The organism is Streptomyces sp. NPDC127106 (assembly GCF_042677605.1).
GTDB lineage: Bacteria > Actinomycetota > Actinomycetes > Streptomycetales > Streptomycetaceae > Streptomyces.
Genome location: NZ_JBHXTC010000046.1, coordinates 37807 through 47289, shown reverse-complemented (window position 1 = coordinate 47289; position 9483 = coordinate 37807). Strand labels below are relative to the sequence as shown.

Annotated in this window: 7 protein-coding genes; 2 read left to right on the top strand and 5 right to left on the bottom strand. The window is 71.1% G+C overall.

Translation table 11 applies throughout. The annotated features are described in order from the left end of the window. Nucleotides 1-143: 143 nt before the first annotated feature. From ACFVGY_RS28810 to ACFVGY_RS28795, 4 genes are all read right to left on the bottom strand, one after another. Nucleotides 144-977 carry an S-methyl-5'-thioadenosine phosphorylase gene (locus ACFVGY_RS28810; RefSeq protein WP_385682402.1) on the bottom strand — a complete coding sequence of 278 codons (834 nt, stop codon included), beginning with the start codon at nt 975-977 and terminating at the stop codon, nt 144-146. Between the two features lie 76 nt (nt 978-1053). After that, on the bottom strand, nt 1054-1350 hold the full coding sequence (locus ACFVGY_RS28805) for an FmdB family zinc ribbon protein (RefSeq protein WP_385682399.1): 297 nt from the start codon (nt 1348-1350) through the stop codon (nt 1054-1056). Nucleotides 1351-1417: 67 nt separating this feature from the next. Continuing rightward, nucleotides 1418-2734: an MFS transporter gene (locus ACFVGY_RS28800; protein WP_385682396.1), complete on the bottom strand. Its 1317-nt coding sequence runs from the start codon at nt 2732-2734 to the stop codon at nt 1418-1420. Between the two features lie 430 nt (nt 2735-3164). Then, nucleotides 3165-4646, bottom strand: coding sequence for a potassium/proton antiporter (locus ACFVGY_RS28795; RefSeq protein ID WP_385682464.1), 1482 nt, complete (start codon nt 4644-4646; stop codon nt 3165-3167). 260 nt (nt 4647-4906) lie between these two features. Between ACFVGY_RS28795 and ACFVGY_RS28790 the strand changes: the two genes are divergently transcribed. Next, nucleotides 4907-7783, top strand: coding sequence for a penicillin acylase family protein (locus ACFVGY_RS28790; RefSeq protein WP_385682393.1), 2877 nt, complete (start codon nt 4907-4909; stop codon nt 7781-7783). Here the strand turns inward: ACFVGY_RS28790 and ACFVGY_RS28785 are convergent. Next, the gene (locus ACFVGY_RS28785) at nt 7767-8405 is read right to left on the bottom strand and encodes a 5-formyltetrahydrofolate cyclo-ligase (protein WP_385682390.1); all 639 of its coding nucleotides are present in this window, start codon (nt 8403-8405) and stop codon (nt 7767-7769) included. The genes ACFVGY_RS28790 and ACFVGY_RS28785 overlap by 17 nt on opposite strands. A gap of 95 nt (nt 8406-8500) precedes the next feature. On the opposite strand from ACFVGY_RS28785, the gene galU reads away from it, so the two are divergent. Continuing rightward, nucleotides 8501-9403: a UTP--glucose-1-phosphate uridylyltransferase GalU gene (gene galU, locus ACFVGY_RS28780; protein WP_385682387.1), complete on the top strand. Its 903-nt coding sequence runs from the start codon at nt 8501-8503 to the stop codon at nt 9401-9403. Nucleotides 9404-9483 lie beyond the last annotated feature (80 nt).

Below are 9483 nucleotides of genomic sequence, written 5' to 3'. Positions count from 1 at the left end.
TGTTATTAACATACAGCACGCGGCCGTGGGGGCCCCCCGCCGCGGGCGGGGGGCGGCCCCCCCCCCCCGCGGGGGGGCGGGGGGCCCCCCCCCCCCCCGGCGGGGGGGGGGGGGCCGCATCGTCCTGCGGGCATCCGGGCCGCCTACGGCAGTTCGATGCCCAGGTCCCAGCCGTCGTGGGCGTGCGTGCACAGACAGTCGCGGGAGTCCGTGGCCGGCAGGGCCGCCACCGCGTCGAAGAGCACCTCGCGCAGGCGGCCGACGTTCTCGCCGAACACCTTCAGGACCTCGGTGTGGGAGACGCCCTCGCCGGTCTCCGCGCCCGCGTCAAGGTCGGTGACCAGCGCCATCGAGGTGTAGCAGAGTCCCAGCTCCCGGGCGAGGACGGCCTCGGGGTGGCCGGTCATGCCGACGACCGACCAGCCCATCGCCGCGTGCCACTGCGATTCGGCCCGGGTCGAGAAGCGCGGGCCCTCGATCACGACCATGGTGCCGCCGTCGACGGGCTCCCAGGCCCGGCCGCGGGCCGCGGCCAGCGCCACCGAGCGTCCCACCGGGCAGTACGGGTCGGCGAAGGTGGTGTGCACCACGTTCGGAACGGTCCCGTCGGGCAGCGGCTCCCCGTCGAAGAAGGTCTGGACCCGGGACTTCGTACGGTCGACCAGCTGGTCCGGGACGAGCAGCGTCCCCGGCCCGTACTCGGCGCGCAGTCCGCCGACCGCACAGGGTCCGAGTACCTGGCGCACGCCCATCGAGCGCAGCGCCCACAGGTTGGCCCGGTAGTTGATCTTGTTGGGCGGGACCTTGTGGCCCCGGCCGTGACGGGGCAGGAAGGCGACCTGGCGCCCGGCCAGCTCGCCGAGGAAGAGGGAATCGCTGGGGGGCCCGTACGGGGTGTCCACCTGGACCTCGGAGACGTCCTCCAGGAAGGAGTAGAAGCCCGAGCCGCCGATGACACCGATCTCTGCGTTAGCCATGCCGTCACCCTAACCGGGGCATGCGCGAGGCCCCGCTGCCTCCAGGGCGGCGGGGCCTCGCGGTGAAGCGGCTCGGTCAGGCGGCCGAGGTGGAGCCCGTGGACGGGGCGGACGACGCGGCCGGCGCAGAGGAAGCCGTCGAGGTGCTGCTCGACGACGAAGCCGGCTTCGAGGCGGGGGTGCTGCTCGACGAGGCGCCGCGGCTGTCGTTCCGGTAGAAGCCGGAACCCTTGAAGACGATGCCGACCGCGGAGAACACCTTCTTGAGGCGTCCGTTGCAGTTCGGGCACTCGGTCAGTGCGTCATCCGTGAACTTCTGCACGGCCTCGAGGCCCTCACCGCACTCGGTGCACTGGTACTGGTAGGTCGGCACGAATTTCCTCCTGGCACTCTGACTCGATGAGTGCTAACGATGCTTCATGGTGACGTATTCCGGCGGATCAGTCCACCGTCACCGGCACGCGGTGACCCATCCCACGCTCGTCGGCGGGCGTCCCGTGCTCGTCGGCGGGCGCGGACGAGTTGATGATCCGGCTCGGGGCCTTGGGGGCCAGCTTCGACCGCAGCGCCAGCAGCGTGGCCAGGGCCAGCACCGTGCCCGCCATCGGCACCAGGAAGCCGTACGAGGACCCGTGCGCGTCGGTCAGGCGGCCGGCCGCGATGACGGCCACGGCCTGGCCGAAGGCGACCGCGCCGGTCAGCCAGGTGAAGGCCTCGGTCCGGGTGTGGGCCGGGACCAGCGACTCGACCATCGTGTAGCCGGTGATCAGGGCCGGGGCGATGCACAGGCCGACGAGCAGGCCGAGGGCGCCGAGCAGGACCGCCGAGTGGGCGGTCCACAGGACGGACGCGGCGACGGTCAGGCCGGTGTATCCGAGCAGCAGCCGGCGGCGCGGGCCGATCTTCCAGGCGATGGCGCCGCAGGCGATGCCCGCGATCATGTTGCCGGCCGCGAACACGCCGTACAGTGCGCCGTTCGCGCCCGGGTTGCCGATCTCGTTCGAGAAGGCGGCCAGGGAGACCTGCATGCCGCCGAAGACGGCGCCGATCCCGAGGAAGGCCGCGATCAGGACGCGCAGGCCGGCGTAGGACAGCGCGGAGGCGTGCTTCTCGGCGCCCGCCGCGGGGGCGTGGATCTCGGGCTGGGTGGCGCGCCGGGCGGCGAAGACCAAGCCGCCGATCAGCGTCAGCGCGGCTTCGGCGGTCAGGCCGGCGGCCGGGTGGACGCCGGTGCACAGCGCGGTGGCGAGCACGGGGCCGACGACGAAGGTGAACTCGTCGGTGACGGATTCGAAGGCGGCTGCGGTCGGCAGCAGCGGGGAGCCCTCCAGCCGGGCGGTCCAGCGGGCCCGGACCATCGGGCCGACCTGCGGGACCGAGGCGCCGGTGGGGACGGCGGCGAGCGCCAGCGCCCACAGCGGGGCGTCGAGGAGGGCCAGTGCCACCAGGGCGGCGACGGCTGCGGCGTGCGCGAGGACGACCGGGACGAGGACGGCGCTCTGGCCGCGGCGGTCGGTGAACTTCCCCATGACCGGTGCGGACAGCGCCATCGAGATGCCGGTGACGGCGGAGACGATGCCGGCGCTGCCGTAGGAGCCGGTGGTGTGCTGGACCAGCAGCAGGATGCTGATGGTCAGCATGCCGAAGGGGAGGCGGGCGGCGAATCCCGGGAGGACGAAGCCCAGGGCGCCGGGGGTGCGCAGGAGCGCGCCGTAGCCGGGCCGGGCGGAGGTGTCGGTCGTGACCGCGGATGTCACGGCCTGGCCTTTCCGCTGCCTGGTAGAGATCCCGGCTTGCGGAGGTGTTTCGCTGGTGAGCGGCCGCACCCGTACGCGGGAACCCCGAGAGCTGTCCTCTTGCGCAGAACCGAGTGATACCTGGGCGCCCACTGCGGTGAGGGTGCCACGGCCGCTTTGCGGTCGCGCCAGCTCTGCATCAGGCAGAGTTGGTTCGATGTGGTGTGCCTTTATCGTACAGGCAGGTGTGCTATCACGCCCTGTGATTCCGCCGACAAGATGTGTCTTGGCCTGCGATTAACCGGAGGTTTGCCCTCCAAGAGCCCGGGAATCGGGGTACAGCCCCACAGATTCCATGGAAAATGCGCATTCTAGAGCGCTGCTCTCATGTCGAAGGCGGGCGGGACCATGGGATGGACGGGTCGTATCCGCCGTCGGCCGAGGAATCCGGTCAACGATCCGGCTTGCCGTTGCCCGTTCCCAGCCAACCGGCCAGCTTCCCGCCCCGGGCCACCGCCCGCAGCCGCACCTCCGCCGCGTCCCGCACCTGATCGGTGGCCACCACCAGCAGCTCGTCCCCGCGCCGCAGCACGGTCGACGGCAGCGGTACGAAGCTCTTCCCCTCCCGGACGACCAGCGTGACCGAGGCGCCGGACGGCAGCCGCAGCTCGCTCACCTCGACGCCGTGCATCCGCGAGGCCGCCGGGACGGCGAAGGACAGCAGGTGCCCGCGCAGCTTCTCCAGCGGGGCCGACTCGATCCCCAGGTCCGCGGCCGTCTCGTCCACCGTGCCGAGCTTGAGCTTGCGGGCCAGCCAGGGCAGGGTCGGCCCCTGCACCAGCGTGTAGACGACGACCAGCACGAAAACGATGTTGAAGATGTGGTCGCTGCCCTCGATCCCGGTCACCATCGGGATGGTCGCCAGGATGATGGGGACGGCGCCGCGCAGGCCCGCCCACGACATCAGGGTCTTCTCCGGCCAGGGCAGCCGGAACGGCACCAGGCTGACGAACACCGACAGCGGCCGCGCCACCATGGTCAGCACCAGGCCGATGACCACCGCGGGCCAGAAGTCGCCGGGCAGCTCGTGCGGGGTGACCAGCAGGCCGAGCAGGACGAACATGCCGATCTGGGCGATCCAGCCGAGCCCGTCCGCGAACCCGCGGGTCGCCGGCCAGTGCGGGAGCTTCGCGTTCCCGAGCACCATGGCCGCGAGGTACACCGCGAGGAAGCCGGAGCCGTGCGCCAGCGCCCCGGCCGCGTACGCGGTCACGGCGATGGCCATGACGGCGATCGGGTAGAGGCCCGAGGCGGGCAGGGCCACGTGCCGGAGGCCGTACGCCCCCACGAAGCCCACGGCCAGGCCGATCGCGGCGCCGATCGCGAGCTCCAGCGCGATCTTGCCGATCAGGACGTACCAGGGCTCGATCGGGCCGACGGCCGAGAACGCGACGACGAGGATGACGACGGGGGCGTCGTTGAAGCCGGATTCCGCTTCCAGCACCCCCGAGACCCGGGACGGTAGCGGTACCTTGCGCAGGACGGAGAAGACGGCCGCGGCGTCGGTCGACGAGACGACCGCGCCGATCAGCAGGGACTGCCGCCAGTCCAACCCGACCAGGTAGTGCGCGCCCGTCGCCGTGACGCCCACGCTGATCGCCACGCCGACGAGCGACAGGGCGACCGCGGCCGGCAGCGCCGGCTCGATCTGCTTCCACTTGGTCCCCAGACCGCCCTCGGCGAGGATCACGACCAGCGCTGCGTAGCCGATGACCTGCGTCAGCGCGGCATTGCTGAAGACGACGTGGCCTATGCCGTCCCGGCCGATCGCGACGCCTATCCCCAGGTAGATGAGCAGGCTGGGCAGCCCGCTGCGCGAGGAGACGCGCACCGCCGCGACGGCGACGAGCAGGACGAGCGAGCAGACCAGCAGAAGCTCGTTGAGCGTGTGGACGGTCAGTGGGCGGCCCTCCTCAGCACGCCTGGTGGATCGTTCCCCCTGGCGACCGGATCGACGAGTGGGTCGTTACCCTACCTAACATTTGACGCTTCCTTTACGTGATAGTCACATTGTGAAACGCCGGTTCGCCCTTGTCCTGAGGACCTCGACCCCTGGCGGATCAACGGAAGCGGTCCTGCGCCTATGGTTGCTTCCAGCACTGCCAGGACCACCCTGCCCCTCTAAGGACAGCGATGCCCGCCAAAGAAACCGCCCCTTCCGTCAAGAAGAAGGGACGACGCGCCCGCCTGCTCGTGCTCGTTCTGGTCCTGGCGCTCCTGTCGGGCTTCGGGTACGGGACGTACTGGGGACTGGACACCGTCCGGGCTTCGTTCCCCCAGACCACCGGCTCCCTGAAGGTTCCCGGCCTGAAGGGGACCGTCGAGGTCAAGCGCGACACCAACGGCATTCCGCAGCTGTACGCCGACAACGACGACGACCTCTTCCGCGCCCAGGGCTTCGTCCACGCCCAGGACCGCTTCTGGGAGATGGACGTGCGCCGCCACATGACCTCCGGGCGGCTCTCGGAGATGTTCGGCGCCGGCCAGGTCGAGACCGACGCGTTCCTGCGCACCCTCGGCTGGCGCCACGTCGCCCAGGCGGAGCTCGACTCGAAGCTCTCGGCCGAGACCAAGAAGTACCTCCAGGCCTACGCCGACGGGGTCAACGCGTACCTGAAGGGGAAGTCCGGCAAGGACCTCTCCGTCGAGCACGCCGCCCTCAAGCTCAGCGACGGCTACCGGCCCGAGCCGTGGACGCCGGTGGACTCGGTGGCCTGGCTCAAGGCGATGGCCTGGGACCTGCGCGGCAACATGCAGGACGAGATCGACCGCGCGCTGATGACGAACAAGCTCACCCCGCAGCAGATCGAAGAGCTCTACCCGCCCTACCCCTTCGACCGGAACAAGCCCGTCGTCGAGGGCGGCAAGATCGAGGGCGGCAAGTTCGCGCCGCAGGGCACCCCCGGCTCCGACAACGGCAAGGGCGCGGGCTCCGGCTCCGCGACCGGCTCCGGCAACACGGGCGCGGGCACGGGCGCGGGCACCGGCTCCGGCGCCGCGGGCGCCTCGACCGCCTCCCAGCCCTCCACCGCCCCGCAGTCCGGCCTCGCCGGCGGCGCCACCGCCCAGGGCGCGTCCGTGGGCCTGCGCACCTCGCTGACCTCCCTGGCCAAGACCCTGGACCAGGTCCCGGCCATCCTCGGCCCCAACGGCAGCGGCATCGGCTCGAACTCCTGGGTCGTCTCGGGCAAGTACACGACCACCGGCAAGCCGCTGCTCGCGAACGACCCCCACCTGTCCCCGCAGCTGCCCTCGGTCTGGTACCAGATGGGCCTGCACTGCCGCGCCGTCTCGCCCCAGTGCCAGTACGACGTCGCCGGCTACACCTTCTCCGGCATGCCCGGCGTGGTCATCGGCCACAACGCGGACATCGCCTGGGGCATGACCAATCTCGGGGCCGACGTCACCGACCTCTACCTGGAGCAGGTGCGGCCCGAGGGCTACGTCTACGACAACAAGGTGGTCCCCTTCACGACCCGCGTGGAGGAGATCAAGGTCGCCGGCGGCGCCCCCAAGAAGATCACCATCCGCTCGACCAACAACGGCCCGCTGGTCTCCGACCGCAGCGACGAGCTCGGCACGGTCGGCAGCCGCGCCCCCGTGCCCCCCTCGGCCCCGGACCGCGGCGACGGCTACGCCGTGTCCCTGCGCTGGACCGCCCTGGACCCGGGCAAGTCGATGGACGCGGTCTTCAAGCTCAACAAGGCCAAGGACTTCGCGGGCTTCCGCAACGCCGCCCGCGACTTCGAGGTCCCCTCGCAGAACCTGATCTACGCCGACGTCAAGGGCAACATCGGCTACCAGGCCCCGGGCCGCATCCCGCTCCGCGGCGCCGGCGACGGCCGCATGCCCGCCCCGGGCTGGGACCCGAAGTACGCCTGGAAGGGCGGTAAGGACGGCAACACCGGCTACATCCCGCAGGACGAGATGCCGTACGACTACAACCCGGCGCGCGGCTACATCGTCACCGCGAACCAGGCCGTCGTGGAGAACGGCACCGGGGCCGGCAAGTACCCGCACCTGCTGACCGGCGACTGGGGCTACGGCGCCCGCAGCCAGCGGATCAACGACCTCATCGAGGCGAAGATCAAGGACAGCGGCAAGATCTCCAGCGACGACATGCGCGCCATGCAGATGGACAACAGCAGCGAGATCGCCGCGCTGCTGACCCCGATCCTGGCCAAGATCGAGATGAGCGACCCGGACGTCCGCGCCGCCCAGAAGCTGCTGGACGGCTGGAACTACACCCAGGAGCCGGACTCGGCGGCGGCCGCCTACTTCAACGCGGTCTGGAGCAACATCCTCCGCCTGGCCTTCGGCGACAAGCTGCCGAAGGAGCTGCGCATCCAGGGCAGCTGCAGGAACGTCCGCGAGGAGACGAGCGGCCCGGCCGACGACCTGGCCAAGACCGTCCGCGAATGCGGTGCCCGCGACGCCGACTCGGCGCAGCCCGACGGCGGCGACCGCTGGTTCGAGGTGGTCCGCCGCCTGGTCAAGGACGAGAAGTCGGCCTGGTGGCAGTCGCCCGCCCTCCGCAACAAGCCGGCGACCACCACCCGCGACGAGCTCTTCGCCCGCGCCATGGTCGACGCCCGCTGGGAGCTGACCGCCAAGCTCGGCAAGGACCAGTCCACCTGGAGCTGGGGCCGCATGCACCAGCTGACGCTGGAGAACCAGACCATCGGCAAGGAGGGCCCGGGCTTCCTGCAGTTCATGCTCAACCGCGGCCCGTGGAACCTGGGCGGCGGCGAGGCCACCGTGAACGCGACCGGCTGGAACGCGGCCGGCGGCTACGGGGTCACCTGGGTCCCGTCCATGCGGATGGTCGTGAACCTCGGCGACCTGGACAAGTCCCGCTGGATCAACCTCACCGGCGCCTCCGGGCACACGTACCACGACAACTACACGGACCAGACCACGCTGTGGGCCAAGGGCGACCTGCTCGACTGGCCCTTCGGCAAGGAGGCCGTGGACAAGGCGACGGAGTACCGGCTCACGCTGAATCCGTGAAACGCACCACCCCCGAGGGGGTGGCCACCGCCTGAACGGGGTGGTCGTGCGGTTCCTCCGGGACCCGCGCGACCACCTCTTCGTCGTAGAGGAGCACGACCAGCGCCGGATGCGCCCCGGCGCGCTCCAGGCGCGCGAGCACCCGGTCGTACGAGCCCCCGCCGCGCCCCAGCCGCATCCCGCGCCCGTCGACCGCCAGCCCGGGCAGCAGGACCGCGTCGGCGCCGGTGACCGCCTCCGGCCCCAGGCGCGGGCCGGACGGCTCCAGCAGCGGCATCTTCCCCGCGTGGACGGTCTCGGCGAGGGAGCCCGGGCCCTCGTACACGGCCCAGTCGAGGTCGTTGTCGGCCAGGAGCACGGGCAGCAGCACCCGCTTCCCGGCCGTGCGCAGGGCGTCCAGCAGATCGCGGGTCCCCGGTTCGCTGCCGACCGAGACGTACGCGGCCACGGTGCGGGCGCCGGCCAGCTCGGGCAGGGCCAGCGCGGAGCGGGAGAGCGCACGGGCCGCCGTGCGCAGGGAGCCGGGAGACAGGGCGCGGCGGGCGGCCAGCAGTTCGCGGCGCAGCAGCGTCTTCCCGGACGGCTGCGGCGGGCGGGCGGGGTCCGGAGGCGTCGTTACCACAGGTGACTCGCTTTTCCTCTCAAAAAGGATCAAACGTTGATCTACTTACCGGTTTCCAAACGGAGGCCATGGCATCACCCACTATGGTTCTGCCCATGACTCAGTTGCACCCCGTGATCAAAAAGGCAGTCATCCCTGCCGCGGGCCTCGGCACCCGCTTCCTTCCGGCGACGAAGGCGACGCCCAAGGAAATGCTCCCGGTCGTGGACAAGCCGGCCATCCAGTACGTCGTAGAGGAGGCCGTGTCCGCCGGCCTGGACGACGTCCTCATGATCACAGGGCGTAACAAGCGGGCCCTGGAAGACCACTTCGACCGCAACTACGAGCTGGAGTCGGCGCTCTCCGCCAAGGGCGACGACGACCGCCTCAAGAAGGTCCAGGAGTCCAGCGACCTGGCCACCATGCACTACGTCCGCCAGGGCGACCCGCGCGGCCTCGGCCACGCCGTCCTGTGCGCCGAGCCGCACGTCGGCAACGAGCCCTTCGCCGTCCTCCTCGGCGACGACCTCATCGACCCGCGCGACCCGCTGCTGCGCCAGATGGCGGACGTGCACGCGCGCACCGGCGGCACCGTCATCGCCCTGATGGAGGTGGACCCGGCCAACGTCCACCTGTACGGCTGCGCCGCCGTCGAGCCCACGGACGACGAGGACGTCGTCCGCATCACCGGCCTCGTCGAGAAGCCGGACCCCGAGGACGCGCCGAGCAACTATGCGGTCATCGGACGCTATGTCCTCAACCCCGCGATCTTCGACATACTGCGGGAGACCGAGCCGGGCCGCGGCGGGGAGATCCAGCTCACCGACGGCCTGCAGAAGCTTGCCGCCGACGAGACCGTGGGCGGCCCGGTGCACGGCGTGGTCTTCCGGGGCCGTCGCTACGACACCGGAGACCGCGGCGACTACCTGCGGGCCATCGTCCGCCTCGCGTGCGAGCGTGAGGACCTGGGCCCGGAGTTCCGCACCTGGCTTCGCCGTTACGTCACGGAGGAGATGTAGCACCTTGAGCAGCAGCCCTGAGGCATCGCAGGCGGCAAAGGCGGCAAAGGCGGCAGCGGAGCCGACGGAGGCGCCGCAGG